Genomic DNA, 26,263 nt, shown 5'->3' with positions numbered 1-26,263 from the left:
CGTGGCGCTCACGGGTCGCGCGGGACTGCTCGCGCTCGTCGGGGTCCTCGTCGTCGGACTGCTCTTGCCGTCGTGGCAAGGGATTCTCGTCGTGTTCGCGGTGCTGTTCGCGTGTGTGGCCGTCGACTTGGTGTTGGCGGCTCCTGTCCGGCCGTTGACGTTTTCGCGCGGTGGGGCGACTTCCGTACGGACGGGTGAGCCTTGTGCGGTGCAGCTGACCGTGCACAACCCCGGACGTCGGCTGCGTGGCGTTCTCCGGGACGGATGGGCGCCCTCTGCCGGTGTGGTGAACGACCGGGTTGCGGTCGACGTGCCCGCTGGTGGCTCACGTGTGTTGTCTTTCGAGCTACGGCCCGTACGTCGCGGCGATCGCACGGCAGACCGTGTGACCGTGCGTTCCCACGGCCCGTTGGGCGTCGCGGCACGGCAGGGCTCGCACGTCGTGCCGTGGACCGTGCGCGCGTTGCCGCCGTTCCACAGCAGGCGTCACCTTCCCCCTCTGCTGGAACGGCTGCGCGAACTGGATGGCCGCCGTGCGTCGTTGATCCGTGGCGCGGGCACGGAGTTCGACTCCCTGCGCGCGTACGTCATCGGTGACGACGTGCGGTCGATCGACTGGCGTGCGTCCGCCCGGTCGTCGGACGTGGTGGTGCGGACCTGGCGGCCGGAACGGGACCGGCAGGTGACGATCGTCGTCGACACCGCCCGCACCTCGGCGGCTCGCGTGGAGGGCGCGCTGGGTGGCCTGCCGCGCCTCGACACGTCGATGGACGCCGCGCTGTTGTTGTCCGCCTTGGCCTCGCAGGCCCGCGACCAGGTCGACTTCCTGGCGTTCAGCACCAAGGTGCGCGCCTCCGTGCCGCGGGCCACGCTGCCCGTGCTGGTGCAGGCGATGGCTCCGCTGGAGGCCGAGCTGGTCGAGTTCGACGCCCGCGCGGCCGTCGCCGAGGTCCTGCGCCGCTCCGGCCGCCGTTCGCTGGTGGTGCTGCTGACGTCGCTCGAGCCGTCGATCGAGCACGGCCTGCTGCCGCTGCTGCCGGCGTTGGCGTCCCGGCACCACCTGCTGATCGCCTCGGTGGCGGACCCGGCCGTGCACGCGATGGCGGCCGGACGGGGTGACCTGGAAGCCGTCTACTCGGCCGCTGCCGCGGAACGCACACTGGCCGAAAGGCGCCGTCTCACGGCGTTGCTCGCACGGCACGGTGTCGACGTCGTGGACGCACTGCCCGACGAGCTGCCGCGCGCTCTCGCGGACCGCTATCTCTCGTTGAAGGCCGCGGGCAAGCTCTAGACGGAGACGGGCGCGACGTCGTCGCGTTCGCTCGCGTCCACGTCACCCGTCTCGCCCTGCTGCGCGGCCCGGCGCCCGATCACGAAGACGTAGAGCAGGAACAGGACCTCGGCCACCACGCCGATGCCGACGCGCGCCCACGTGGGCAGGCCGGACGGCGTCACGAACCCCTCCAGCACACCGGACACGAGCAGCACCACGACCAGTCCGAGCGCCACCGCGACGACCGACCGCCCTTCGGCCGCGAGCGCCTGGGCCCGCGTGCGCTTGCCGGGGTCGATCACCTGCCAGCCCAGCCGCATGCCGATGCCCGCCGCGACGAATACCGCCGTGAGCTCCAACAGCCCGTGCGGCGCCAACAGCCCGAGGAACAGCCCTCCACGCCCCGCGCCGAACATCAGCCCGATGCCGACGGCGACGTTCAGGGCGTTGGTGAAGAGCAGGTAGATCGGCGGGATCGCGAACAGCACGCCGAGCAACAGGCACGCGGCGGCGACCCAGGCGTTGTTCGTCCACACCTTCGCCGCGAACGACCCGGCCGGATCGCTGGAGTAGTAGGACTCGTACCCGCCGCCGGCCCTGGTCATCTCGCGCAGCTCCTCCGGCGCGGCGATGGACGCCTGCACGTCGGGGTTGGTGGCGATCCAGGCCGCGACGAGGCCGGTGACCAGGTAGAACGCGAGCCCGGCCGGCACCCACCAGCGCCAGCCGAGGTAGATCGCGGCGGGCAGCCGGTGCGTGAAGAACCGCGTGAAGGTGCGCCAGGCCGGCACGTGCGTGCCCGTGAGCACCGACCGCGCCCGCGCGACGAGCGACGACAACCGTTCGACCGTGGCCGGGTCCGGGGTCTGGCTGCGCACGACCGACAGGTGCGTCGTCACCCGCTGGTACAGCTCGATCAGCTCGTCGGCCTCGGCGCCGTTCAGCCGGCCGGACCGCTTGACCAGCGCCTCGAGCCGCTGCCACGACTCGCGGTGGCGCTCGATGAACACGTCCAGATCCACGATGGGTCACACTATCCGCGTGGGGGACCTAGTCACGGGTGAAGCGGTAGTTCTGGACCTGCGCGTCGCACAGCTCGCCAGCAGGGCGGTCGCGTTCGCGTTCGACGTGGCCGTGCAGTTCGGCCTGCTGGTGCTGGTGTTCGTGCTCGCGCCGGTCGACATCGACGGCGCGCTGCAGTCGGCGCTCGCGATCTCGATCCTGATCCTCGTCATGATCGGCTACCCGACCGCCGTCGAGACGGCGACGCGAGGCCGTTCGCTGGGCAAGCTCGTCATGGGCCTGCGGGTGGTGCGCGACGACGGCGGCGCGATCCGCTTCCGCCACGCCCTGGTGCGCGCGCTCGGCGGTTTCATCGTCGACTTCTGGGTCCTCGGCCTGGCGGGCGCCATCGCCCTGTTCGTCTCCCTGTTCTCGCCGCAGGGCAAGCGGGTCGGCGACTACCTGGCGGGCACCGTCGTGATCCACACGCGCGTGCCGAAGCGCGAGGTGGAGCTCGCCACGATGCCGCCGCAGCTCGCCGAGTGGGCGTCCGGCCTCGACCTGTCGCAGCTGCCGGAGGAGCTGGTGCTGGCGGTGCGGCAGTACCTGAGCCGGCACGATGAGCTGTCGGCGCAGACCCAGTGGGACCTTGGGGTGCGCCTGTCGGACGACGTGGCGGCGGCCGTGCGGTCCCCACGCCACGAGTACACGGCTCCGCGCGCGTACCTGTCGGCGGTGCTGGCGGAGCGCCGGCGCCGGGCAGCCGGTTAGCGCGGGCGGCGGGACCGGGGCGGGTCGGCCGGTGACTGTGCGGCGGGATGAGTCCGGCGGTGAGCGGCGGGTGAGTCGGTGAAGGTCCGTGCAGCGGGCGGGCCGACGCGACACCGGTTCGCCGGTGCCGGTGTGCGGTGAGATGGCCGTCTGTGCGGCGGGACGAGCCCGGCGGCGTGATGAGTCCGCGGGACGAAACCGTCGACCGGGTCGGCCGCAGCCTGTCAGGCTCCCGCCGAGCGGAGGCGTTCGTCCCCCTGATCCCGCACGGCCCCCAGCGACACCGGCGCGTCGCCGTGCAGCGCCTCCCACCGTGCGTTGTGCAAGGCGGTCCACAGGCTCGCAGCCCACGCGACCTCCACCTCCTCCGCGGAGAACACACGTCCGCGAAACTCCTGATACGCCTCGATGAACGCCGCCGAACTCTCCACAGGCACCAGGCTCGGTGGCGAGGCGTTGGCGAACGCGCCGGAAGCCGCCCCCACGAGAGCGGCTTCCGGTTGCCACGCCAGGCTGTCCCAGTCGTGCACGGCCAGCACCTCGCCCTGCCACCGCAGGTTCTGCGCCTCGAAGTCGGCGTGGCCGAGCACGCACGGCAGGGAGGTCGCCAGCAACCGTTTGCGCACCCGGCGAGCGGCTGAGACGACGAACGGCGGCACCACGCTCTGGTCCCGCGCGTCCAGGAAGTCGATCGCCGGCCACAGCCCCGGATCCGCGTGATCCCAACGGGCCCAACGCGGAGCAGGCACTGGTGGCGGCACGACGACGTCCTCCAGCAACGCCATGGACCACGCGAACACCTCTGCATAGCGACGAGCCACGGCGGGAGAGGTGCCCAGCAGCATCGAGCCGCCGGGCAGCGCCTCCTCGGCGTGCACCGCCAACCCGTCCACGACCACAACAGCCGTCAAAGGGCGAGGACAGGGAAATCCTCGCGCCGCCAGTGACGCCTGCGCCGCCAGGCAGGAAACCGCGCGACCGTCGTCCTGACGGGCCTTGACGTAGACCTCGCGCCCGTCCGCCAGGCGCACGCCGAAGACCGAGGAGAGCGAGACGCGCTCGTAGAACACCTCGGCCACCGCGCTCCCCAGTTCGGCGGAGCACCAGGCGGACAGGTCCATCAGACTCCCAGCAACTCGGTGAGCAGCAACGGGTTCATGTAGTCGTCGTAACGGACGATCTCGCCGTCACGCAAGTGGATGATCGCGACGGCGGTGAACGTGTAGTAGTCCTGCTTCACCTTCGACCAGCCGCGGTGGGTGATCTCGGCGACGGCGACGGACGGGTCGTTGGTGCGCCAGCACTGCGCTTCGACGCTCTGCACCTCGATCCTGTCCCGGACGGCGGCGCCGCGGACCTTGCCGAAGTAGGCGCGGATCTCTTCGCGGCCCCGGATCTCCGCCGGCTGGTAGTGCGTCGGGAAGCGGTAGGCCATCACGCCGTCCTCGGCGAAGAGGTCGGCGAACTGGCCGTGCGTCTGCTCGCCCGCCACCATGCCGCGGACGTGGTCGACGATCTGTTCGGGTGTGCGTGTCATGTCGTGCCCCCAACGTAGAATCGGAACGGTGACCCCGTTTAAGACGATACGGAACGCACGCCCCGGTTGGCAACGGTGAGGGCGGACGCGGCGCGCAATCGCGCGAAAGTGCTGGAAGCGGCCAGGGAGTTGTTCGCGGAACAGGGCTTCGAGGTGCCGCTGGACGAGATCGCGACCCGCGCGGGGGTCGGGCCCGGCACGGTCTACCGCCACTTCCCGACGAAGCAGGCGCTGTTCCAGGCCGTGACCGAGGAGCGGGTCGCGGCGATGATCGCGACGGCGGGTGAGCCGTCGGACGATCCGGGAGCGGCGTTGTTCGCGTTCCTCGGCCGGATGGCGGACGAGGCCGCGGTGAAGCGCGACCTGTCCGACGCGATCACCGTGCCGACCGAGCTGCGCAAGTCCATGCAGGCGGCGATCGGCTCCCTGCTCGCCGACGCCCAGGCGGCCGGGGCGGTGCGTGCGGACATCACGGCCGTGGACCTGATCGCGTTGATGAAGGGGCTCATGCAGAGCATGCAGGAAGGGGCGAATCCGGCGGTGCTGCTGGAGATCGTGTTGAAAGGCCTTCAGTCGAGCCGGTAGCCGTAGGGCAGTTCGAGGCGGTGGCGGGCGAGGAGCTCGGTGTCGGCGAGGATCTCGCGGGTCGGGCCGTCCGCCACGACCACGCCGTCGTCGATCAGCACGCTGCGGGGGCAGATCTGCAGCGCGAACGGCAGGTCGTGCGTGACCATGAGCATGGTGGGGGCCAGCGAGAGCAGCAGCTCGGCGAGCTCGCGGCGGGCCACCGGTTCGAGGTTCGCGGACGGCTCGTCCAGCACCAGGATCTCCGGCGAGCACGCCAGCACGGACGCCAGGGCGACACGACGGCGTTGACCGCCGGACAGGTGCAACGGCGAGCGGTCCGCCACCGACTCCATTCCCACGGCGCTCAACGCCTTCGCGACCCGCGAGTCCACATCGGACAGGCCGAAGTTGCGTGGCCCGAACGCCACGTCCTCGAAGACCGTGGGGCAGAACAGCTGGTCGTCGGGGTCCTGGAAGACGAGGCCGACGCGGCGGCGGATCTCGCGGAGGTTCTGCTTGCGGACCTCCAGCCCGGCGACCGAGATCGACCCGGAGCCGCCGGAGAGAACACCGTTGAGGTGCAACGCGAACGTGGTCTTGCCGGCGCCGTTGGGACCGAGCACCGCGACGCGTTCGCCGTGCTCGACGCGCAGGTCGACGCCGAAGAGCGCATGGTGCCCGTCCGGGTAGGCGAAGGCGAGCTTCGAGACCTCCAGCGCGGGCGCCGCCGCGGTCTCGGGCACGATCGTCGCCGAGCCTCCCGGCCTGCCCGTCCAGCCGCGCGACACCATCGCGAGGTGCACCCTCTCTCCGCGTTCGTAGGACCGGATGAACAACGTGCCGACCGACCGCGCCACCGCGCCCGCCTGCCACAGGAACCGCGGGTCGTCACCACGGGAGATGCGGGCGACGCGCATGCGCTTCGCCTCGCCCACGACGACTTCGCCGTAGCGGAGCATCAGCGTGGCGATCATGATCAGCGGTGCCGGGACCTTCAGCGCCTGCAGGCCGCGCAGCAGGTCCGCCGGTGCCGTCGTGGCCGCCAGGGTGAGGCTGATCAGGACGCCCAGCGTCCCCTTCGCGAGGATGTTCCAGCCCGCGAGGGAGCCCTCGACCGACACGGAGAAGCCGAGGAACCCGGTGCGCGGGTCCGTGCCGAAGACCGGCAGCAGGAACGCGAGCACGACGAACGGCGTCTCGATCACCGCGCGCTTCACGAACCACAGCACGGGGACCCGCGCCACGAACCACACCGCGACGACCACCAGCAGGTAGACGCCGAACAGCGGGAACCATGTGCGCGGGGTCGCCACGACGCCCAGCACCGCCCCGAACGCCACGAGGATCTTCACGTGGGGCGCGAGGCGGTGCACCGGCGAGTCGCCGGCGTGGTGCAGGACGTCGTGGGCGCCGCTCACCGCGCGTCGGACTTCTTGCGCAGCACCCAGAAGAGGCCGAACGAGAGCGCCAGCACCACGACCACGCCGAGGACGCCCGCGAGGCCGGTGAACTTGTCGTCACCACCGAGCGCGTAGTCGGCGAACGTGCTGCCGGAGAACGGGTGCTCCTGCGCGTGCTCGGCGATCCCGGTGTCCTCGACGGTCTTGTCGAGTCCGTCCGGGTCACCCGACGCGAAGTACGACAGCACCCCCGCGATCAGCAGCGACACGAACGCGAACCCGATGAAGAACTTCTTCACGACCGCACCTCCAGCGGCTTGCGGCTGCCCTTCAGCAGGTGGACGAGGTCGGGCCGGATCGACGCGACCGACGTGACCGTGACGGCGGTGATCAGGCCCTCACCGATGCCGATCAGCGCGTGCAGGCCCCACATCAGCAGTGCGACCTTGCCGATCTCCACGCCGCCCGCGCCGCCGATGGCGTACTCGACGATGAAGCCGGTGGCGGCGAGCAGCGTGTTGACGAACGCCGAGATGAACGCGACGGCCGCGAGACCGCCCTTGCCCTTCTCGGCGAACCTGCGCAGGGCGACGGCGACGACGAACCCGGCCGCGGTGCCGATCAGCGCCATGTTCGTGACGTTCGCGCCCAGCGCCGTGAGGCCGCCGTCCGCGAACAGCAGCGCCTGCACCACGAGGACGATCGTCACGCACAGCGCGCCGACCCACGGGCCGACCAGGATCGCCGCGAGCGCGCCGCCGAGCAGGTGGCCGGAGGCACCGGGCAGGATCGGGAAGTTGATCATCTGGACGGCGAAGATGAACGTGGCCACCAGGCCCGCCATCGGCGCCGTGCGGTCGTCGAGGTCCGCACGGGCCTTGACCAACGCGAAGCCGACGCCCACCGCCGCGACGACGAGGAAGACGATCGACACCGGCGCGTTCAGCAGACCGTCGCTCATGTGCATGGCAACAGGTGACATGAGCTGAGACGCTAATTGCCATTCCCCCGCTGTGGCCAGCGTTGTGCAACAACATTTGGCTCACACATCTCCGTCAACGCTCAAGTACCGCGCTAGTCATCGGATGACTTCTGCGGTTGAATCCGTTCCGCCGCCGCCACGGCACGGAGGGACGATCAGTGACAGAGTTGTCGCGTAGAACCTTTTTGTACGGGACGGGCGCGGCCGTGGGGGCCTCCGCGCTTGGGGTGGGCACCGCCGTCGCCGCACCCGAGACATCGGGTCACAACGTGCACCGGGACGTGGTCAGGGACGCTCGCGTGGAATGGCGGCGACTCCCGGCGAATTGGGGCGATAGTCCCTTTCTCGCCAACGGCTTCCTCGGTGTCCAGGTGTACGCGGGCCGCGCCGCCGACGAGCTGAAACTGATGCTCAGCCACTCCGAGGTGCAGGACCAGCGCGACCACTGGGAAGCGGCGATCGGCCTCTCCCGGCTGCCGATCGGGTACCTGACCCTGCGGTTCGCCGGCGCGATCACGGCCGTCGACTGGACGCTCGACCTGTGGAACGCCGAGCTCACGGGCTCGGTGACGACGACTCAGGGCAGTGCGTCGTTCAGGATGCTCGTGCACAACTCGCGCAGCACGTTCCTCGCGTTCGCGGAGGGGAACGTGACCTGGGGTTTCCAGCCGCTGGAGTCGTCGACCACCCGTCAGATCCGCAGGCCTGCCGACTACACGGCCAACCCGGCGCCGACCCTGGGCACCGCGAACGGCGTCTCCTACGCCGCACAACCGCTGCTCGCGGGCGGTGGCTACACCACGGCCTGGCAGACCCGTGACGGCCGGTTCGCCGCGCACGTGGCGTACACACACCCTGCGGACACGCACACGTCTGACGCGATCCGCGAGGTGCGTCAGGCGCACGCGATCCCGTTCGAGGTGCTGGTGTTGCAGCATCGTCGCTGGTGGAACGCCTACTACGCGAAGTCGCTGGTCTCGGTGCCGGACAAGCTGGTGCAGCGCTTCTACTGGTTGCAGCTCTACAAGATGGCGGCGGCGACGAGGGCCGACGCCCCGGTGATCTCCGAGTGGGGCCCGTGGTTCCCCGAGCAGGGCAACAGCTGGACGGCCGTGTGGTGGAACCTGAACGTCCAGATCTCGTATCCGCTGGTCAACGGCTCGAACCACCACGAGCTGGACGCAGTGACGACGACGTTGAAGCGGTTCGAGCACAACCTCGAATTCAACGTGAACCCCGCCTACCGCGACGGGAACTCGTACGCCATCTGCCACCCCGGTGACCGCACACTGCGGTCGGGACCTCGTTACTGCGGCGTTCCGGGCGTCGCGCCGAACGACCATACGGGCAATCTTCTGTGGGCCTGCCACAACGTCTGGCTGGGCTACCGGCACACGATGGATCGCAAGATTCTGAAGGACGTCCTGTTCCCCATCCTGACGAAGGCCGTCAACTACTACGCGCGGTTCCTCGTCGAGGGAACGGACGGCAAGCTGCATCTGCCCGAGACGCGCTCACCGGAATACGCGAACGCCACGGACACGACGTACGACCTCTCGCTGATCCGCTGGGGTGTACGCACGCTGCTCTCCATCGAGGAGAACCCGCGTTGGCGTGACATCGCTCAACGGCTCGTGCCGTACGCACAGGGCCCGGACGGCGTGCTGATCGGTCGTGACGTCGCACTGAACGACTCGCACCGCCACTTCTCGCACATGCTGTGGCTCTACCCGTTGCGCGAACTGACGTACGACATGCCGGAGCACCGCGCCCTGATCGACAAGACCTTCGACCACTGGGTCTCGCGACGCGGGGCGTGGGCCGGCTACAGCTACGGCGCCGCGTCCGCGATGGCGTCGGCCATGGGCCGCCCGGAGGAGGCGCTCACGTTCCTGCGCTACTTCCTCGACCGCAACCAGGTCGGCTCCAACGCCGTGCTGACCGAGAACACCTTCTACCGCGAGGGCGGCAACCTCGCCATCGAGTCGCCGCTGATGTCCGCGCAGGCCGTGCTGGAGATGATGGTCCAGTCGCACAACGGCGTCGTGCGCGTCTTCCCGTCGGTTTCGTCCACTTGGGCCGATGCCTCCATCTCGTCGTTGCGCACGCAAGGAGCGTTCCTTGTGGACGCTTCGCGCTCCGGCGGCCGCACCGACTGGGTGAAGGTGCATTCCGAGGCGGGCTCACCTTTGTTGCTGGAACACGGAATCACGGGCGACATCGACGTGCGCGACACGTGGGGACGCCGGCTCGACCACAGAATTCGTGGCTCTGCCGTCGAAATCCCGCTTCGCCGAGGTCAGAGCGCCGTCGTCTCCCGCCGCGGCACACGCCCCGACGTCTCAGCACGTGATGTGAAAGCCAACGGCTCGTCACCGCGCTGGGGTCTGCCGTAACGTCCAAATTCGAACATCAGGACGTGCGTGGGAACGAGTGGGGTGTGCGCGGTGGATCTTCAGCACTGGCTCAACGAGGCGCTGGCCAACCACGAGAAGTGGACGGCCGACTACGGCACCTTCACACCCCACTCGTCCCTGCAGGTCGACCCGGCCCTCTTCGGCTCGGCGCTGGCCGAGCTCCAGGACCGCCTCCGCGACAACTACCCGTTCTTCCACCCGCGCTACGCGGGCCAGATGCTCAAGCCCCCGCACCCGGCCGCCGTCGTCGGCTACCTGTCCGCGATGCTGATCAACCCGAACAACCACGCCCTCGACGGCGGCCCCGCCACCGCAGCCATGGAACGCGAGGTCGTCTCGGACCTGGCGAGGATGTTCGGCTATGGCGACCAGCACCTCGGCCACCTCACCTCCAGCGGCACGATCGCGAACCTGGAGGCGTTGTTCGTAGCCCGTTCGCTGCATCCGGGTCGTGGCGTCGCCTACTCCTCCGAGGCGCACTACACCCATTCACGCATGTGCGGCGTCCTGGGCATCGAGGGTTTCCCTGTCGCCGTGGACGGCCTCGGCCGCATGGACCTGGACGCGCTCGAAGAGCTTCTCCGCACCGGCAAGGTCGGCACGGTCGTGGTCACCCCGGGAACCACCGCTTTGGGCGCCATCGAACCGGTGCACCTCGTGCTGGACGTAGCACGCCGCTACGACGCACGGGTGCACGTGGACGGCGCGTACGGCGGCTTCTTCACGCTGCTGGCGGGCACCGACCTGGCCCCCGAGCCGTGGCAGGCCATCGCCTCGTGCGACTCCGTGGTGGTGGACCCCCACAAGCACGGCCTACAGCCGTACGGCTGCGGCGCGGTCCTGTTCCGCGACGCCTCCGTGGGCCGCTTCTACCTGCACGACTCCCCCTACACGTACTTCACGTCCGACGAGATGCACCTGGGCGAGATCAGCCTGGAATGCTCCCGCGCGGGCGCCGCGGCGGCGGGCTTGTGGCTGACGTTGCGGCTGCTCCCCCTCACGCGCGACGGCCTGGGCGAGGTCCTGGCAGCCGGTCGGCGGGCGGCCGTGCGGTGGGCGTCGATGATCCGCGAGTCGGAGGCGCTGGAGCTCTACCAGGAGCCCGAGCTGGACATCGTCACGTACTTCCCGCGCACCGACCCGCTGACCCTCTCCGCCGTGGACGCGGCCTCGCACCGTGTGATGGACACCGGCATGAACGCCCCCGTCGACCCGGTGTTCCTGAGCGTGGCACGGGCGTCGAAGAGCGCGTTCGCGGCTCGGCACCCCGAGGTGGCGGCGGATGCGGACGGGGCTCGGGTGCTGCGGAGCGTGCTGATGAAGCCGGAGTCCGAGGACTACCTGGACACGCTGCACGCGCGGGTGTTGAGCCTGCTCTGAGCGGCGCCGAGCCGGTCACGGGAAAGGGGCAGCAGGTGAGCTGTCCCTGCCCGCTGAGGCGCAACAAGCCGACCCGAACGGCCTGGTCAGGCCAACACCCTCTGCCCACCCAGACCCCGACCGAACGCCGAATTGGGCGACTCACCCCCGGTGAGTCGCCCACAACGAGCGCAGCCGTCAGCCGTGCTTGGCCCGGCGCCCCGACCGGCGCGGCGGCAACGGCGTGTCCCCGCGCAGGTCCAGCCGGCGCTGCTCCCCGTTGGCCTCCAGGTGCGTCACCATCCGGCGCAGCATCTCGGCCAGCGACTGGGCCTCGGACGACTCCAGCGGGTCGGAGACGAAGACCTCTTCCTCGTTGAACTTGGGGAAGAGGTCGGCCATCAGCTCTTCACCCTCGGGGGTGAGTCGCAGCACGGCCAGCCGCCCGTCGGTCGGGTGCCCGAGGCGCTCCAGCAGGCCCCGCGACTGCAGCGTCTTGGCGACGCCGGTCAGGGTGCCCTTGGAGATCCCGGCCTCCTCGGCCACGTAGCGCGTCTCCATCTCGCCCCAGATCCACACGACCCAGAGCACGACGAAGCCGGTCCAGGTCAGATCGCTGGTGCGCAGCACCGAGTTCTCGAGGTGCTGGCGGATCGCGGTGGCGGCGCGGTGGATGTTCGACACCGCCGCCATCTGCTCGCGATGCAGCGGCACCGCACCGAGCTTGGCCTGGACGGCTTTCTCGGTCTCGGCAATCGTGTGGTGACCAGACAACTCAAAGTCTCCCGTGCTCGAGCTCAGGTGTTCCCGGCACAATACTTGCGGTTCCGAACTATGTCTGTGATGTGGTGCGAGTCGATCCGCAACCTCTTTGATCACGATCCCACATCGTGCATGATCTCGTGACGGTCGTCACCCGTCCAGTTACGGACTGTTGCCCGGTGGTGGACGATGAGTGTGGAGCACCCCGACTGGGACCAATGACGGTCTTCGCTCCACGGACGGGTCGATAGCGTTTGCCCCTCGACGTTATCCCCTCCGCGTCAGCGACACACAGTGCCGGAAAGGTAGTTCGACGTGGCCGGTGAACAGGTGACACGGGAACTCGCGGCAAGACTCGGCGAGGACGGGATCGACGTGGTGCGCGTCGTCTTCCCCGACCTGCTCGGCACCGACCGGGGCCGTGACGTCCTCGTAGAGCACCTACCTGCGGTTACCCAGCGCGGGCTGTCGTTCTGCCGCGCCGTCTACAGCACGACGCCGGGCGGCAAGACCACCGAGAACGGGGGTGTGCTGGACGCCGGGCTGCCCGACGTCATCGTGGTCCCCGACCTCGACACGCTGCTCCCGATCCCGTGGGAGCCGGGCGTGGCGTGGTGCATCGGCGACGCGGTGAGCCCCGCCGACGAAAGACCCGTGGACGAATCACCGCGGCAGGTGCTTCGAAGGGCGCTGGAGATATTCGACACCACGGGGCTCTCCCCCGTGATCGGTCCCGAGCTGGAATATTTTCTCTGCGAACCCGACGAAGATCGCCCGAACGGGTGGCGTCCGTACTGCGACGAGCCCGGCAACGTCTACGCGACGGGGCGCCGCGGTGATTCCGACGGTCATCTGTTGAGAACTCTTCGCACGCTCAGCAGCGCGGGTCTGCAGACGACCGGCGGCAACCACGAGTACGCCGGCGGGCAGTTCGAGATCAACCTCGTCCACTCGCCGGCGATGGACGCGGCCGACCGCGCGTTCCGGTTCAAGACGAGCGTCAAGGAGCTCGCGAGGCGGGAAGGCCGGCTCGCGACGTTCATGGCCAAGCCGTTCAACGACGGCGGCGGCAGCGGGTTCCACCTGCACCTCTCGTGCCACGAGAAGGACGGCCGCAACGCGTTCCAGGCGGCGGGCACGTCGAGCGGGCTGTCGGACGAGGCGCGCTGGGCGATCGGCGGCATCCTCAAGCACGCGCCGGCGCTCGCCGCGCTGCTCAACCCCACGGTCAACTCCTACAAGCGGTTCGGGCCGGACTCGCTCGCGCCGTGGCTGATCGACTGGGGCCTCGACAACCGCAGCGCGATGCTGCGGGTGCCGGCCGAGCGCGGCGAGACCACGCGGCTCGAGCTGCGGCTCGGCGACGCGAGCGCGAACCCGTACCTCGGCATCGCGGGCCTCATCGCCGCCACCTACCTGGGCATTCGCGACCAGATCGAGCCGCCGCGGCCGTCCGCCGGGTACGGCTACGACCCGGCCAAGGCCCCGACGCTGCCCGCCACGCTGCCCGACGCCCTCGCCTACCTGGAGGAGGACACGTCGATGGTCGACGTGCTGGGCAAGGACTTCGTGCGGTCCTATGTGGACTTCAAGTGGGAGGAGGTGGCCCGGTTCCAGCGGTTCGTGACCGACTGGGAGTTCACCGAATACGCGTACCACCTATAGTTCACCTGCGATGACTGCACTCACGGACCGGCTCACCTCGATCGCCGACGAAGACGAACTGTTCGACGCCTTCTCCCACTGGGCGACCGAGCGCGGCCTGGCGCTGTACCCGGCGCAGGAGGAAGCGGTCATCGAGCTCGTCTCGGGGGCCAACGTCATCCTCAGCACGCCCACGGGGTCGGGCAAGAGCCTGGTGGCCATCGGCGCGCACCTCGTCGCGATGGCGGGCAACCAGCGCAGCTTCTACACGGCGCCGATCAAGGCGCTGGTCTCGGAGAAGTTCTTCGCGCTGTGCGAGGTCTTCGGGCCGGAGAACGTCGGCATGATGACCGGCGACGCCTCGGTCAACGACCAGGCGCCCATCATCTGCTGCACCGCCGAGATCCTCGCGAACATCGCGCTGCGCGACGGCGCCGCGGCCGACGTCGGCCAGGTCGTGATGGACGAGTTCCACTTCTACAGCGAGCCCGACCGCGGCTGGGCCTGGCAGGTGCCGATCGTCGAGCTGCCGCAGGCCCAGTTCCTGCTGATGTCGGCGACGCTCGGCGACGTCTCGTTCTTCGAGAAGGACCTGACGCGGCGCACCGGCCGTCCGACGGCCGTGGTCCGCTCGGCGCAGCGCCCGGTGCCGTTGAACTTCCAGTACGTCACCACGCCGTTGCACGAGACGATCGAAGACCTGCTGCACGGCCGTGAGGCGCCGATCTACGTCGTGCACTTCACGCAGGCCGCGGCCCTGGAGCGCGCGCAGTCGCTGATGAGCGTCAACGTCGCCACCAAGGCCGAGAAGGAGGAGATCGCCTCCACGATCGGCAACTTCCGCTTCTCCTCGGGGTTCGGCAAGACGCTGTCGCGGCTGGTCCGGCACGGCATCGGCGTGCACCACGCCGGCATGCTGCCGAAGTACCGCCGACTGGTCGAGCAGCTCGCGCAGGCCGGTCTGCTCAAGGTCATCTGCGGCACGGACACCCTCGGTGTCGGCATCAACGTGCCGATCCGCACGGTCGTGTTCACGGCTCTCTCGAAGTACGACGGCACGCGCACGCGGATCTTGAAGGCCCGTGAGTTCCACCAGATCGCCGGACGGGCGGGCCGCGCTGGCTACGACACGGTCGGCACGGTCGTCGTGCAGGCGCCCGAGCACGAGGTCGAGAACATCAAGGCGCTCGCGAAGGCGGGCGACGACCCGAAGAAGCGCCGCAAGGTCGTCCGCAAGAAGGCCCCGGACGGGTTCGTGTCGTGGAGCGAGTCGACGTTCGAACGGCTCGTGGGCGCCGAGCCCGAGCCGCTGACGTCGTCGTTCCAGGTCTCGCACGCGATGCTGCTGAACGTGATCGGCCGTCCCGCCGGTGGCGCGTTCCAGGCCATGCGGCACCTGCTGGAGGACAACCACGAGGACCGCCCGAAGCAGCTCAGGCACATCAAGCGCGCTTTGGCGATGTACAAGGCGCTGGTCGCCGCCGGTGTCGTGGAACGCGACGGCGACGACTTCCGCCTCACGATGGACCTGCAGTTCAACTTCGCGCTGAACCAGCCGCTGTCGCCGTTCGCGCTGGCCGCGATCGAACTGCTCGACCGCGAGGCGCCGGGCTACGAGCTGGACGTGCTGTCGGTGATCGAGTCCATCCTGGACGACCCGAGGCAGATCCTGGGCGCGCAGGAGCACAAGGCGCGCGGCGAGGCGATCGGCGCGATGAAGGCCGACGGCATCGAGTACGACCAGCGCATGGAGCTGCTCGACGAGGTCACGTACCCGAAGCCGCTGAACGAACTGCTGGAAGCCGCCTTCTTCACCTACCGCCGCGGCCACCCGTGGGTCGGCGACTACCACCTGTCCCCCAAGGCCGTCGTGCGCGACATGTACGAGCGCGCGATGACGTTCACGGAGTACGTGTCGTTCTACGGCCTGGCGCGCTCCGAGGGCCTGGTGCTGCGGTACCTGGCCGACGCCTACAAGGCGCTGTCGCAGACGGTGCCCGACGAGGCGAAGACCGAGGAGCTGCAGGACCTGATCTCATGGCTCGGCGAGCTCGTCCGCCAGGTCGACTCGTCGCTGATCGACGAGTGGGAGAAGCTCACCAACCCCGACGCGCCGGTCGAGGAGGTCCGCGTCGACCTCCCGCCCGCGGTCACCCGCAACGTCCGCGCGTTCCGCGTCCTGGTCCGCAACGCCCTGTTCCGCCGCGTCGAACTCGCCGCCAAGCGCGACTGGTACTCCCTCGGGGAGCTCGACCACGAGTCGGGCTGGACCGCCAAGGAGTGGATGGACGCGCTGGAGCCGTACTTCGAGGAGCACTCGGACATCGGCGCGGGCCCGAACGCGCGCGGCCCGGCGTTCCTGATCATCAACGTCGAGCGCGAGCGCTGGGTCTGCCGCCAGATCTTCGAGGACCCGGCGGGCGACAAGGACTGGGGCTTCAACGCCGAGGTCGACCTGGCCGCGTCCGACGAACTGGGCGAGGCCGTCGTGACGATCACGGACGTCGGCAGGCTCTGAGCCAGCCGCGGGCCTCGTCCGACGCGAGGTCGCTCCACCGCGCGAGGGCACAGGCGGCCCTGCGGTGCACGCGCGCCTTCTTCCGGCTCGAACACGCCCAACAGCTGGCGCAGCACTCGTTCGGCTTCGAAGGTCTGGCAACGGTACCTGTCACGGGCTCGCGCGTGGCCGATTTCATGTCCTGTCCGCGGGGGGTCGGCGAATTCACCCGCGCGGCGCGCGCATATTCGATCCGAACGTCGAAACAGGACGCATTTCGGCGGCAATGAGGACATGCCAGTTGAGACGAACCATATGAGACGACAGTGCAATCGATTGATCACATGGAGCCGTTGGGGGCAACATCATTGCACTGGGACACCACGGCCGGGATATGGTGATGCCGCAGTGGCAGAAATTCCTGGCACGGCCCCGTCTGGAGGAGTGAAGTGGACCCGGCACTGGACGCCTTGCGCGACCGGCTGGCGGAGATCGTCGCGTCGCCGCCGGACAACACCGAGGAGCTCGTGGACACGCTGAGCGGTCTCGCCAAGCTCTCGAACCAGTGGTCGGAGGCGATCCAGGCGCTCCGCGCGCCCACCCGCAGACTCGTCGGCCCGGCCGCCGCCGCCTCCGTGAGCGTGGCCGCCCGTCGTGCCGAGGAGTCGTTCATCGAGTTGGAGATCACGCTCGGTGACGCCTTGGCCGCGCAGCCCCGGGCGGTCAGACACTCCTGACACCCGATCGGAGGGTTTCCGCTCCTCCCCCACCTGTCGGATGATGCGGCCAATCGGGTTCACGGGGTGGGAGGGGATGCTGCCGTGCACACGCCCTGCGACCGGCCCCCCGCGAGAAGTCACCCTCCGTGAGGGGGCATGATCGCGTATCCGACGCCCTCGGCTCACCCGGCGCGCGATGACCGAGCGTGGTCCAATCGCGCCACGTGAGGATCGGCCGCACACAGTTTGGACTCGATCTCGAATGACCTCAGGTCTGCCCTGCCCCATCTGCGAGGGGCCGGATCGACGTGGCAGCCTCGAGCGCTCGCTGCGGGTGCTCGCCGTCGACGACGAGGCACCGGCGCTGGAAGACCTCACGTACCTGTTGCGCTCCGATCCGCGCATCGCCCACGTGGAAGCGGTCACCGACGCCACCAAGGCGCTCCGGGTGCTGCACCGCGCGATGGACGCCGGCCAGCCGTTGGACGCGGTGTTCCTCGACATCCGCATGCCCGGGCTCGACGGGCTCGACCTCGCCCGCGTGCTGTCGCGGTTCGCGCAGCCGCCGCCCGTCGTGTTCGTGACGGCGCACCAGCAGCCGGCCGTCGAGGCGTTCGAGCTCAAGGCGCTCGACTACCTGCTCAAGCCCGTGCGGCAGGAACGGCTCGCGGAGTCCGTGCACCGCATCGTGCACGAGGTCTGGGACTCGAAGACCGCCACCGAACCCTCCGCCCCGGTGCCCGCGCAGCAGCCCGCGAAGTCCACGCCGCCGGAGATGGGTGACGAGGTCATCCCCGTCGAACTCGGCGGCGTCACGCGGTTCATCCGCCTCGCCGACATCCGGTACGTGGAGGCGCACGGCGACTACGCCCGCCTGCACACCGCGACCGGCAGCGGCCTGGTCCGCGCCGCGTTGAACGGCCTCGAGGAACGCTGGCGCAGCGCCGGTTTCGTGCGCATCCACCGCAGCCACCTGGTGTCGCTCGGCCACATCGACGAGCTGCGCCTGGAGGAGGGGCACCTGAGCGTCACGATCGGCGGCGCGGTGCTGCCGGTCAGCCGCCGGCACGCCCGTCACCTGCGGCAGCTGCTCGTGCGCCGCGCCCGGCCCGCGCCCGTCACCGGGGGCACGCAACCGAGGAACGGGCTCGGGTCGTGACCACGCCACCACCTCCCAGGCCGGACCCCAGACCGACCCAGCGCGTGGTGGTGACGAGTCCGCGCACGCGGGCACCCCGCGCGCGGCGCCCGTACTCGGGCACGCGCGAGATCAACGAGCAGAGCGAGCTCGGCGCCGTCTACATGCGCACGCTGATCCGGGCGCAGCGGCGGCTGGGACTGTCGGTGTGTCTGGTGGCGTGCGGCGCGCTCGGCCTGCTGCCGCTGCTGTTCGCGATCGAGCCCGACCTCGGCAAGTTCCGGGTCCTCGGGCTCGGGCTGCCGTGGTTCCTGCTGTGCGTGGCGACGTGCCCGATGCTGCTGCTGGCGGGCTGGTTCTACGTGCGGCAGGCGGAGCGCAGTGAACGCGAGTTCGCGGAGCTGGTCGAACGTCCATGACGAGTGGGTATGCCATCGTGGCGGTGGTGGTCGTCGTACTGGGCACGATCCTCGTCGGCGCCTACGGTCTGCGCGTCTCCCGCACCACCTCCGACTTCTACGTCGCCTCGCGCACGGTCTCGCCGTGGTGGAACGCGTCCGCGATCGGCGGCGAGTACCTGTCGGCGGCGTCGTTCGTCGGCATCGCCGGGCTGATCTTCGCCTACGGGCCGGACATGCTGTGGTTCCCGGTCGGCTACACCGCCGGGTACCTGGTGCTGCTGACGATGGTCGCGGCGCCTCTGCGCCGGTCCGGCGCCTACACGCTGCCGGACTTCGCCGAGGCGCGCTTCCGTTCGCGGGGCGTGCGCGTGGTCGCGTCGATCCTGGCGCTCGCGATCGGCTGGCTGTACCTGTTGCCCCAGCTGGAAGGCGCCGGCCTGACGCTGAACACGGTGACGGGCGCGCCGGACTGGGTGGGCGCGCTGATCGTCACGGCGGTCGTGACGGCGAACGTGATGTCGGGCGGCATGCGGTCGATCACGTTCGTGCAGGCGTTCCAGTACTGGCTCAAGCTCACCGCGATCACCGTGCCGATCGTGTTCCTGGTGATCGTGTGGCAGGTGAACGGCGCCGAGTCGCTGACCAAGCCCGATTTCCCGGTGTTCCGGCAGAACACCGACGTCTCGTTCCAGCGCCAGACGACGATCCACGTCGAGAAGGCCGTGCTGGTCAAGGGAACCGGCTCGGTCGACGGCGTGCGGGTCGGCGACACGGGCCTGGTGCTGGGCGAGGGCTACCACCGCATCGCGCAGGGCGCGGAGCTCACGTTCCCGAAGGACGCCCCGGTCCCGCACCTGTCCACGATGGCGCACAACACCAACGAGATGTGGTCGCTGCCGATGTCGAGCGGCGCGGACTTCCCGTTGTACGGGGCGTATTCGCTCATCATCGCGACGTTCCTGGGCACCATGGGCCTGCCGCACGTGATCGTGCGCTTCTACACCAACCCGAACGGCACCGCCGCGCGCCGCACGACGTTGATCGTGCTCGGGCTGCTGGCGTTCTTCTACCTGATGCCGCCGATCTACGGCGCGCTCGGCCGCGTCTACACCCCCGAACTGCTGATGACCGGCCAGACCGACGCCGTGGTGCTGGTGCTGCCGACGCGGATGATCGACGGCGTCGGCGGTGAGCTGCTCGGCGCCCTGGTGGCGGGCGGCGCCTTCGCGGCGTTCCTGTCCACGTCGTCGGGCCTGGTGGTGTCGCTCGCGGGCGTGCTCTCGCAGGACGTGCTGCGGCTGGGCGGTGTGCGCGGCTTCCGGTTCTCCACGGTGCTGGCGGGCCTGGTGCCGCTCGCGATGACGTTCGTGTCGACCGGGATGCCGGTCGCGGACATGGTCGGCCTCGCGTTCGCCGTGGCCGCGTCCTCGTTGTGCCCCTTGCTGATGCTGGGGATCTGGTCGAGCCGCATCACGACGGTCGGCGCGATCGCCGGCATGCTCGCGGGCGGGGTCCCGGCCCTGACCGCGGGCCTCGTCACGATGTTCGCCGACACCGGTGACGCCTGGTACGAGATCCTGCTCTCCCGCCCAGCCGCGTGGACGGTCCCGCTCGGCTTCGCGGTGATGTACGTGGTCTCGCTGCTCACCCAACGGCACGTGCCGGCGGGGGTGCAGCGCACGATGGTCAAGCTCCACGCGCCCGAGAACCTCGGGCTGGACGGCTCCGGCTCCTCCTCGGACGACCGGAGCTAGAAGGTGACGCGCTGATGCACGACTTCCTCACCGCGGCCGCGATCCTGGTCGTCGGCGGCGCGGCCGTCCTGGTCCTGTGGCGAGGCACGCGCAACAAGCAGCAACTCTCCACCGAGGCCCAGCGCGTCACCTACGAAACCCTGCACATGGCCTGGTCCGCCGCACCGCCCCTGCGCGCGGGCCTGGTCCCCGACGCGGCCAAGAAGTCGGCGCGCCACCTGCGCACCCTGCTCGACACCCCGGCGCTGGCGCTGACCGACGAGACCGAGGTGGTCGCCTGGGAGGGCGTCTCCGACCACCACGCGGCCGACGCCATGGCCCAGGCCGAGGACGTGTTCCTGACCGGCCGCACCCAGGCGTTCGACATAGGCTGCAACGAACCCAACTGCCCGATCAACTGCGCGGTCGTGGCCCCGCTGACCGTCGAGGGCAGGGTCGTGGGCACCCTCGCCGCCTACTCCCGCGAGGCCTCCGCGGGCCTGGTCAGAGCCACGAACCAGGTGGCCCGCTGGGCCGCGGGCCAACTGGAACTGGCAGAACTCGACCGCTCCCGCACCCGCCTGGTCGAAGCCGAGGTGCGCGCCCTGCGAGCCCAGATCTCCCCGCACTTCATCTACAACTCGCTCTCCGCCATCGCCTCCTACGTCCGCACCAACCCGGAGCGCGCCCGCACCCTGCTCCTCGACTTCGCGGACTTCACCCGCTACTCCTTCCGCCGCCACGGCGACTTCACCACCCTCGCCGAGGAACTCCGCTCCATCGACCAGTACCTGGCCCTGGAACGAGCCCGCTTCGGCGAACGCCTGAAGGTGACGCTGCAGGTCGCCCCGGAGGTGCTGCCGGTGACCGTCCCGTTCCTGTGCCTGCAACCCCTCGTCGAGAACGCCGTGCGCCACGGCATGGAGGGCAAGGTCGAGCCGGGCCACATCCAGATCTACGCCAACGACGGCGGCGCCGAAGCGCACATCACGATCGAGGACGACGGCATCGGCATGGACCCCGAGAAACTCCGCCGCACCCTGGCCGGCCAGGTGGACGAGTCGGCGGGCATCGGCCTGGGCAACATCGACGAGCGGCTGCGGCGCGTGTACGGGGACGAGTACGGCCTGGTCGTCGAGACGGCGTGCGGGCTGGGCACGAAGATCACCGTGCGGGTGCCGAAGTACCACGCGGGGATCAGCGACATGTGAGGGCGGGCTCGCGCAGGGGTCCCCTGCGGCGAGCCAAAGGGCGGCGGAGCCAAGTGGTGGCAGGCCGAGCGGTGGCAGGGCCAAGGGCGGTGGCGGGGGCCAAGAGCGGTGGCGCGGTCGAGCACACCTGCGGTCGAGCGCAGTGGGGAGGCCGAGGCGCTCCTCCACGCCAGAAGGCGATGGCGTAGCCGAGCACACCTGCCACTCGGCGCAATGGCGAAGCCGAGGCGTCCCTACCTCGCCTGCCCGAGCAAGCGGTGGTGACCCGGCCCCGACGGCGATTGGGGCTTGACTTTGGGTGCGAGGCCTTGAACTTGACCACTCGGCCGGGCTTCACAGACCGGCCTTTTCCAGGCCGAGAAAGGCCTCGCAAGGGCCCCGAAGTCAAGCCCCAATCGCAATCGTCGCGAAGCGGCGATGAAACAACCCGGCTCGACACGACCCAACGCGACCACCAGCAAAAGGTGACACGCCCGCACTAGGTGACCCCTCCGCTGGAACCGGCGCCAACCCACCCAAACCGACCCGCACAAGCCCTCGACCCATCCCACAAAACAAGCAAACAAAACGCCGGAGCCACCCTTCTTCAGGATGACTCCGGCGAAGCCGAAACCCGGTGCGTCAGCTGGCCGCCTTGGCCGCCCGCCGGTCAGCCGCGTCCAGCACGGCCCGGATCCACTCGATCTCCTCGGCACCGCAGGCCCCTTCGGCCACCGCGCGCCGCAGCCGGACCCACAGTCCCAGGTCGGTCCACTCCTGGAACCGCCGGTGCACCGTCGGCACGGTCACCCCGAACGAGGCCGGCAGGTGCCGCCAGGCGCACCCGGACGACAGCACGAACACGATCGCGGTGAACACGGCGCGGTTCGAGACGCGGCCGCGGCCGCCGCCCTGCCTGCGGACCTTGGCCGGCGGGATGAGCGGTTCGACGACCGACCACAGGTTCGCGGACACGAGGCGGGCGGAGAGCTGTTCGATGACGTCGCCGCGGCCAGAGTCCACGCTCGTGTCGGGCCAGGCGGAGGTGCGCATCCACGAGTCCGCTCGCGGCGTCACGTCGGCGGGCCTCGGGTCCTGGCGGGCGGACTCGGCGCGCTGGCGGGAGCGGAGCAGGGTGGCGAGGGCCGTGTCCTCGGCCGTGGTGCGGCGTTGCGGGACGGCGTAGGCCTGCTGCTGCTGGGCGTGGCGGGCGATCTCGGCGCCCACGGTGCGGCGGAACGACGGGTTCGCGGCGAGGCGCGGGTCCACCGGCTGGCCGTAGCGGGCCGGCGGGGTCTGGCGCGGCGCGAGCTGGCCGGCGCGGGACGGGACCTGGCCCGTGACCGGGCGTCCGGGGACCGCCTGCTGACGTGCGGGCACCGCCTGGCGGCCCGCCGCGGCCTGGCGCGAGCCGACCTGGGCCGCACCCGCCTGTCCGATCGGGGCCTGCCGCGTGGGGTGGGCCGGCGCCTGACGGGGCGGGACCTGGCGCGCGAGGCGCGGGTCCGGGGTGCGAGCGAACTGCGAGTCGGTCATGGTGTGGTCCTCCGCCAGGACTTTTCCGTCTGGTGACAGCGCTCACAGTAAGAAGCCGGTTACAGACGAGGTAAGTGCGCAGGCCCCTAAAGGCGATGAGCGGACGTGCCGTGGCGATGCGCGGCTCATCCTGTTGAGACGAGTGGCGCACTGTCTGCGACGAACGGATAACCGGTCGTGGTACCGCTCTCACGATCGAGTGAGAGCGCGATCACCGGGAGGGGGTGATCGCGTTCCGTTGACTCCGGGGATACCGTCGGTGCGTGAAGCTCTTGGCCACCAGCGACCTGCACGTCTCCTACCAGGACAACCGCGACGCCGTGGACGCGATCACCGCTCCCGACCCGGCCGACTGGCTGATCATCGCCGGGGACGTCGCGGAGAAGTTCGACTCCATCGAATGGACGCTCACCAAGCTCCGCCCGCGGTTCGCGAAGGTGATCTGGTCGCCGGGCAACCACGAGCTCTGGACCACCAAGGACGACGCCAACCAGTCGCGCGGCGAGGTGCGCTACAAGCAGCTCGTGGAGCTGTGCCGCAGCCTCGACGTGATCACTCCCGAGGACCCGTACGTCACGTTCCCGGGGCCGAACGGTCCGGTCACCGTCTGTCCCCTCTTCCTCGGGTACGACTACTCCTTCCGGCCGACGGGTGCCACGGACGTGGAGTCGGCCCTCGCCATCGCGCACCAGGCGGGCGTCGTGTGCACGGACGAGTACTTCCTGCACCCGGACCCGTACCCGTCCCGGCAGGCGTGGTGCGAGGCGCGCGTGCGCGAGACGGAGGAGCGGCTCGCGCAGATCACCGGCCCGACCGTGCTGATCAACCACTACCCGCTCGTCCGCGACCCCACGTTCGTGCTGCGCTACCCCGAGTTCGCGCTCTGGTGCGGCACGACCCTCACCGCCGACTGGCACACCCGGTTCAACGCCGTGGAGATGGTCTACGGCCACCTGCACATCCCCCGCACGACGCACCACGACGGCGTGCGCTTCGACGAGGTCTCGCTCGGCTACCCGCGCGAGTGGAAACCACGCGGCACCACCCAGGTGAAGCTGCACGACGTGCTGCGGGAGTCGTAGACCATGCTGGAACAACTCCTGCCCCACCCGATCGCGGCGGTGGAGCGGTACGACGACGACGAACCGGTCGTGCTCTTCCCCGAGGAGGAGGCGCAGATCAGCAACGCCGTCCAGAAGCGCCGCTCGGAGTTCGGCACGGTCCGCGCGTGCGCCCGCGAGGCCATGCGGCGCCTGGACGTCGAGCCCGCCCCGATCCTGCCGGGCCCGAAGCGCGAGCCGCTGTGGCCGCCGAACGTCGTCGGCAGCCTCACGCACTGCAAGGGCTACCGCGCGGCCGCACTGGCCAGGGCGTCGGACTTCGAGACGATCGGCATCGACGCCGAACCGCACCAGCCCGCGCCGGACGGCGTGCTGGGCGCGATCGCGGTCCAGGCCGAACTCGACCGGATGGCGGGCCTGCAGGCCGCCGACCCGAAGATCTGCTGGGACCGGTTGCTGTTCAGCGCCAAGGAGTCGACCTACAAGGCGTGGTTCCCGGTGACGAAGCGCTGGCTCGGGTTCGAGGACGCGGACATCACCCTCGGCGCCGACGGCACGTTCCACTCGCGCATCCTGCTGCCCGACAGCCCGATCGCCGGGTTCGAGGGCCGCTGGCTGGTGCAGGGCGACATCCTGGTCACGTCGATCGCCGTGCCCGCGGTGTGAGCGCGACCGGCTGAGACGCGGCCACGCGCTGTCCGCTCGTCCCGGAACACGACACACGAGTGTCGGATTGATCAACCATGGTGCACGATGGTGGGGTGAACCCTCGACCGCCGGGAGGCCACCATGGGCGAGGACGTCGCGAAGCACGAGTTCACGCGCGAGGACCGAACGCGGTACCGCACCAAGGTGCGCCGGTGCCTCGACGTGTTCGCGCGGATGCTGCGTGAGGCGCGCTTCGACTTCGAGAGGCCGATGACCGGTCTTGAGATCGAGATCAACCTGATCGACGAGAACGCCGATCCGGCGATGAAGAACCACGAGGCGCTGCAGGTCATCGACGACCCGGACTTCGTGACCGAGCTCGGCCAGTGGAACATCGAGATCAACGTGGCCCCGCGCCGGCTCGCGGGCGGCGGCATCACGGCCTTCGAGGACACGGTCCGCCGCAGCCTGAACGACGCCGAGCAGAAGGCCCGCTCGGTCGGCGCGCACATGGTCATAAACGGCATCCTGCCGACGTTGCGCAGCAAGGACATCTCGCCCGACCTGCTGTCGAGCAACCCGCGCTACGCGTTGCTCAACGAGCAGGTGCTGGCGGCGCGCGGCGAGGACCTGCAGATCGCCATCGACGGCGTCGAGCGGCTGCACCTCACGTCCAGCTCGATCGTCCCCGAGGCCGCCTGCACGAGCACGCAGCTGCACCTGCAGGTGAGCCCCGAGCAGTTCCCCGCCTACTGGAACGCCGCCCAGGCCATCGCGGGCGTGCAGGTGGCGGTGGGCGCGAACTCGCCGTTCTTCCTCGGCAAGGAGCTGTGGCGGGAGACGCGCATCGCGCTGTTCCAGCAGGCCACCGACACCCGCGGCGACGAGCTCAAGGCGCAGGGCGTGCGGCCGCGCGTGTGGTTCGGCGAGCGGTGGATCAACTCGATCTTCGACCTGTTCGAGGAGAACGTCCGCTACTTCCCGGCGCTGCTGCCGATCACCGACGACGAGGACCCGCTGGCGGTGCTCGACAAGGGCGACACCCCGTCGTTGAACGAGCTGAAGCTGCACAACGGCACCATCTACCGCTGGAACCGGCCGGTCTACGACGTCGTCCGCGACCGCCCGCACCTGCGCGTGGAGAACCGCGTGCTGCCCGCCGGGCCGACCGTCGTGGACACGCTCGCCAACGCCGCCCTGTACTTCGGGCTGGTGCGGGCACTGGCCGAGGACGAACGTCCACTGTGGTCCCAGATGAGCTTCCAGGCGGCCGAGGAGAACTTCAACGCGGCCTCGCGCAACGGCATGGACGCGCAGATGTACTGGCCGGGCGTCGGCACGGTGCCGGTCGTGGAACTGGTGCTGCGCAGGCTCCTCCCCCTCGCCCACGAGGGCCTGATCCGGTGGGGCGTCGACTCGGCGGAGCGCGACCGTTTGCTGGGCGTCATCGAGCAGCGCTGCCTGAGCGGCGTGAACGGTGCCACCTGGCAGGCGCGCGAGTTCCACCGGCACTACGACCACAGCCACATGGACCGGGCCGACGCGCTGCGCACGATGCTCCGGACCTATGTGGACCTGATGCACGCCAACGAACCCGTGCACAGCTGGCCGTTGACGTAGGAGCGG

The 26,263-nt window shown here is 69.9% G+C and carries 22 protein-coding genes and 2 pseudogenes; 15 read left to right on the top strand and 9 right to left on the bottom strand.

Going from position 1 to position 26,263, the window contains the following annotated elements:
* Position 1: 1 nt before the first annotated feature.
* Positions 2-1,291 (top strand): DUF58 domain-containing protein, encoded by a 1,290-nt coding sequence (locus BMY74_RS40150; protein WP_089926368.1) that lies wholly within the window; start codon positions 2-4, stop codon positions 1,289-1,291.
* On the opposite strand, the gene BMY74_RS40145 is transcribed toward BMY74_RS40150, so the two are convergent.
* Positions 1,288-2,295 carry a stage II sporulation protein M gene (locus BMY74_RS40145; RefSeq protein ID WP_089926365.1) on the bottom strand — a complete coding sequence of 336 codons (1,008 nt, stop codon included), beginning with the start codon at positions 2,293-2,295 and terminating at the stop codon, positions 1,288-1,290. The two genes, BMY74_RS40150 and BMY74_RS40145, sit on opposite strands and share 4 nt — an antisense overlap.
* 19 nt (positions 2,296-2,314) lie before the next feature.
* On the opposite strand from BMY74_RS40145, the gene BMY74_RS40140 reads away from it, so the two are divergent.
* Positions 2,315-3,046, top strand: coding sequence for an RDD family protein (locus BMY74_RS40140; protein WP_177230166.1), 732 nt, complete (start codon positions 2,315-2,317; stop codon positions 3,044-3,046).
* A 224-nt stretch (positions 3,047-3,270) separates the two neighbouring features.
* Here the strand turns inward: BMY74_RS40140 and BMY74_RS40135 are convergent, their stop codons facing one another.
* Complete coding sequence (locus BMY74_RS40135; protein WP_089926359.1) at positions 3,271-4,167, bottom strand: aminoglycoside phosphotransferase/kinase family protein; 897 nt, start codon at positions 4,165-4,167, stop codon at positions 3,271-3,273.
* Positions 4,167-4,583, bottom strand: coding sequence for a nuclear transport factor 2 family protein (locus BMY74_RS40130; protein WP_089926356.1), 417 nt, complete (start codon positions 4,581-4,583; stop codon positions 4,167-4,169). The genes BMY74_RS40135 and BMY74_RS40130 overlap by 1 nt, the downstream gene beginning before the upstream one ends.
* 75 nt (positions 4,584-4,658) lie before the next feature.
* On the opposite strand from BMY74_RS40130, the gene BMY74_RS40125 reads away from it, so the two are divergent.
* Positions 4,659-5,168 (top strand): TetR/AcrR family transcriptional regulator, encoded by a 510-nt coding sequence (locus BMY74_RS40125; protein ID WP_245786654.1) that lies wholly within the window; start codon positions 4,659-4,661, stop codon positions 5,166-5,168.
* Here BMY74_RS40125 and BMY74_RS45860 read toward each other — a convergent pair.
* The 4 genes and pseudogenes from BMY74_RS45860 to BMY74_RS40110 all read right to left on the bottom strand — a co-directional run bounded on the left by BMY74_RS45860 (position 5,153) and on the right by BMY74_RS40110 (position 7,532).
* On the bottom strand, positions 5,153-5,941 hold the full coding sequence (locus tag BMY74_RS45860; protein WP_218159917.1) for an energy-coupling factor ABC transporter ATP-binding protein: 789 nt from the start codon (positions 5,939-5,941) through the stop codon (positions 5,153-5,155). The two genes, BMY74_RS40125 and BMY74_RS45860, sit on opposite strands and share 16 nt — an antisense overlap.
* Positions 5,930-6,523, bottom strand: a pseudogene (cbiQ, locus tag BMY74_RS45855) (cobalt ECF transporter T component CbiQ); the annotation flags it as partial. The pseudogene cbiQ and the gene BMY74_RS45860, both read right to left, overlap by 12 nt.
* A 41-nt stretch (positions 6,524-6,564) precedes the next feature.
* Complete coding sequence (locus tag BMY74_RS40115; RefSeq protein ID WP_089926346.1) at positions 6,565-6,849, bottom strand: PDGLE domain-containing protein; 285 nt, start codon at positions 6,847-6,849, stop codon at positions 6,565-6,567.
* A complete protein-coding gene (locus BMY74_RS40110; protein WP_177230165.1) occupies positions 6,846-7,532 on the bottom strand; it encodes an energy-coupling factor ABC transporter permease in 687 nt (228 codons plus the stop codon). The genes BMY74_RS40115 and BMY74_RS40110 overlap by 4 nt, the downstream gene beginning before the upstream one ends.
* Positions 7,533-7,831: 299 nt before the next feature.
* Here BMY74_RS40110 and BMY74_RS40105 point away from each other — a divergent pair, with 299 nt between their 5' ends.
* Complete coding sequence (locus BMY74_RS40105) at positions 7,832-9,928, top strand: glycosyl hydrolase family 95 catalytic domain-containing protein (protein WP_245786653.1); 2,097 nt, start codon at positions 7,832-7,834, stop codon at positions 9,926-9,928.
* Between the two features lie 51 nt (positions 9,929-9,979).
* On the top strand, positions 9,980-11,329 hold the full coding sequence (locus tag BMY74_RS40100) for a pyridoxal phosphate-dependent decarboxylase family protein (protein WP_089926473.1): 1,350 nt from the start codon (positions 9,980-9,982) through the stop codon (positions 11,327-11,329).
* A 177-nt stretch (positions 11,330-11,506) separates the two neighbouring features.
* On the opposite strand, the gene BMY74_RS40095 is transcribed toward BMY74_RS40100, so the two are convergent.
* Complete coding sequence (locus tag BMY74_RS40095) at positions 11,507-12,022, bottom strand: MarR family winged helix-turn-helix transcriptional regulator (protein WP_236219911.1); 516 nt, start codon at positions 12,020-12,022, stop codon at positions 11,507-11,509.
* 363 nt (positions 12,023-12,385) lie between these two features.
* On the opposite strand from BMY74_RS40095, the gene BMY74_RS40090 reads away from it, so the two are divergent.
* The 7 genes from BMY74_RS40090 (at position 12,386) to BMY74_RS40060 (ending at position 21,413) form a co-directional block, all read left to right on the top strand.
* Positions 12,386-13,735 (top strand): glutamine synthetase family protein, encoded by a 1,350-nt coding sequence (locus BMY74_RS40090; RefSeq protein ID WP_089926338.1) that lies wholly within the window; start codon positions 12,386-12,388, stop codon positions 13,733-13,735.
* A 10-nt stretch (positions 13,736-13,745) separates the two neighbouring features.
* A complete protein-coding gene (locus BMY74_RS40085) occupies positions 13,746-16,232 on the top strand; it encodes a DEAD/DEAH box helicase (RefSeq protein WP_089926335.1) in 2,487 nt (828 codons plus the stop codon).
* A 428-nt stretch (positions 16,233-16,660) separates the two neighbouring features.
* A complete protein-coding gene (locus BMY74_RS40080; RefSeq protein WP_089926332.1) occupies positions 16,661-16,948 on the top strand; it encodes a hypothetical protein in 288 nt (95 codons plus the stop codon).
* 244 nt (positions 16,949-17,192) lie between these two features.
* Positions 17,193-18,089: a LytR/AlgR family response regulator transcription factor gene (locus BMY74_RS40075; RefSeq protein ID WP_089926329.1), complete on the top strand. Its 897-nt coding sequence runs from the start codon at positions 17,193-17,195 to the stop codon at positions 18,087-18,089.
* Positions 18,090-18,139: 50 nt separating this feature from the next.
* Positions 18,140-18,487, top strand: a complete 348-nt coding sequence (locus tag BMY74_RS40070; RefSeq protein WP_245786652.1) for a hypothetical protein — start codon at positions 18,140-18,142, stop codon at positions 18,485-18,487.
* Positions 18,484-20,223 carry a sodium/solute symporter gene (locus BMY74_RS40065; RefSeq protein ID WP_089926324.1) on the top strand — a complete coding sequence of 580 codons (1,740 nt, stop codon included), beginning with the start codon at positions 18,484-18,486 and terminating at the stop codon, positions 20,221-20,223. Before BMY74_RS40070 ends, BMY74_RS40065 begins: the two co-directional genes overlap by 4 nt.
* Before the next feature lie 14 nt (positions 20,224-20,237).
* Complete coding sequence (locus tag BMY74_RS40060; protein ID WP_089926321.1) at positions 20,238-21,413, top strand: sensor histidine kinase; 1,176 nt, start codon at positions 20,238-20,240, stop codon at positions 21,411-21,413.
* A gap of 624 nt (positions 21,414-22,037) precedes the next feature.
* Here the strand turns inward: BMY74_RS40060 and BMY74_RS46470 are convergent.
* Positions 22,038-22,445, bottom strand: a pseudogene (locus tag BMY74_RS46470) (transposase); the annotation flags it as partial.
* A 746-nt stretch (positions 22,446-23,191) separates the two neighbouring features.
* Here BMY74_RS46470 and BMY74_RS40050 point away from each other — a divergent pair.
* The 3 genes from BMY74_RS40050 (at position 23,192) to BMY74_RS40040 (ending at position 26,257) form a co-directional block, all read left to right on the top strand.
* On the top strand, positions 23,192-24,010 hold the full coding sequence (locus BMY74_RS40050) for a metallophosphoesterase family protein (RefSeq protein ID WP_089926315.1): 819 nt from the start codon (positions 23,192-23,194) through the stop codon (positions 24,008-24,010).
* A 3-nt stretch (positions 24,011-24,013) separates the two neighbouring features.
* Positions 24,014-24,655 carry a 4'-phosphopantetheinyl transferase family protein gene (locus tag BMY74_RS40045; protein WP_089926312.1) on the top strand — a complete coding sequence of 214 codons (642 nt, stop codon included), beginning with the start codon at positions 24,014-24,016 and terminating at the stop codon, positions 24,653-24,655.
* Positions 24,656-24,778: 123 nt separating this feature from the next.
* The gene (locus BMY74_RS40040) at positions 24,779-26,257 is read left to right on the top strand and encodes a glutamate-cysteine ligase family protein (RefSeq protein ID WP_089926309.1); all 1,479 of its coding nucleotides are present in this window, start codon (positions 24,779-24,781) and stop codon (positions 26,255-26,257) included.
* The last annotated feature ends 6 nt before the right edge of the window (positions 26,258-26,263 follow it).

The sequence above is a fragment of the Lentzea albida genome (assembly GCF_900111005.1).
Lineage (GTDB): Bacteria > Actinomycetota > Actinomycetes > Mycobacteriales > Pseudonocardiaceae > Lentzea > Lentzea albida.
This window is presented reverse-complemented; position numbering and strand designations above follow the sequence as displayed.

Excerpts from the sequence above, each read along its gene's own strand:
- BMY74_RS40135 (WP_089926359.1), bottom strand. The coding sequence starts at position 4,167 with ATGGACCTGTCCGCCTGGTGCTCCGCCGAACTGGGGAGCGCGGTGGCC.
- BMY74_RS40130 (WP_089926356.1), bottom strand. The coding sequence starts at position 4,583 with ATGACACGCACACCCGAACAGATCGTCGACCACGTCCGCGGCATGGTG.
- BMY74_RS45860 (WP_218159917.1), bottom strand. The coding sequence starts at position 5,941 with ATGGTGTCGCGCGGCTGGACGGGCAGGCCGGGAGGCTCGGCGACGATC.
- BMY74_RS40110 (WP_177230165.1), bottom strand. The coding sequence starts at position 7,532 with ATGTCACCTGTTGCCATGCACATGAGCGACGGTCTGCTGAACGCGCCG.
- BMY74_RS40085 (WP_089926335.1), top strand. The coding sequence starts at position 13,746 with ATGACTGCACTCACGGACCGGCTCACCTCGATCGCCGACGAAGACGAA.
- BMY74_RS40075 (WP_089926329.1), top strand. The coding sequence starts at position 17,193 with ATGACCTCAGGTCTGCCCTGCCCCATCTGCGAGGGGCCGGATCGACGT.
- BMY74_RS40065 (WP_089926324.1), top strand. The coding sequence starts at position 18,484 with ATGACGAGTGGGTATGCCATCGTGGCGGTGGTGGTCGTCGTACTGGGC.
- BMY74_RS40060 (WP_089926321.1), top strand. The coding sequence starts at position 20,238 with ATGCACGACTTCCTCACCGCGGCCGCGATCCTGGTCGTCGGCGGCGCG.
- BMY74_RS40045 (WP_089926312.1), top strand. The coding sequence starts at position 24,014 with ATGCTGGAACAACTCCTGCCCCACCCGATCGCGGCGGTGGAGCGGTAC.
- BMY74_RS40040 (WP_089926309.1), top strand. The coding sequence starts at position 24,779 with ATGGGCGAGGACGTCGCGAAGCACGAGTTCACGCGCGAGGACCGAACG.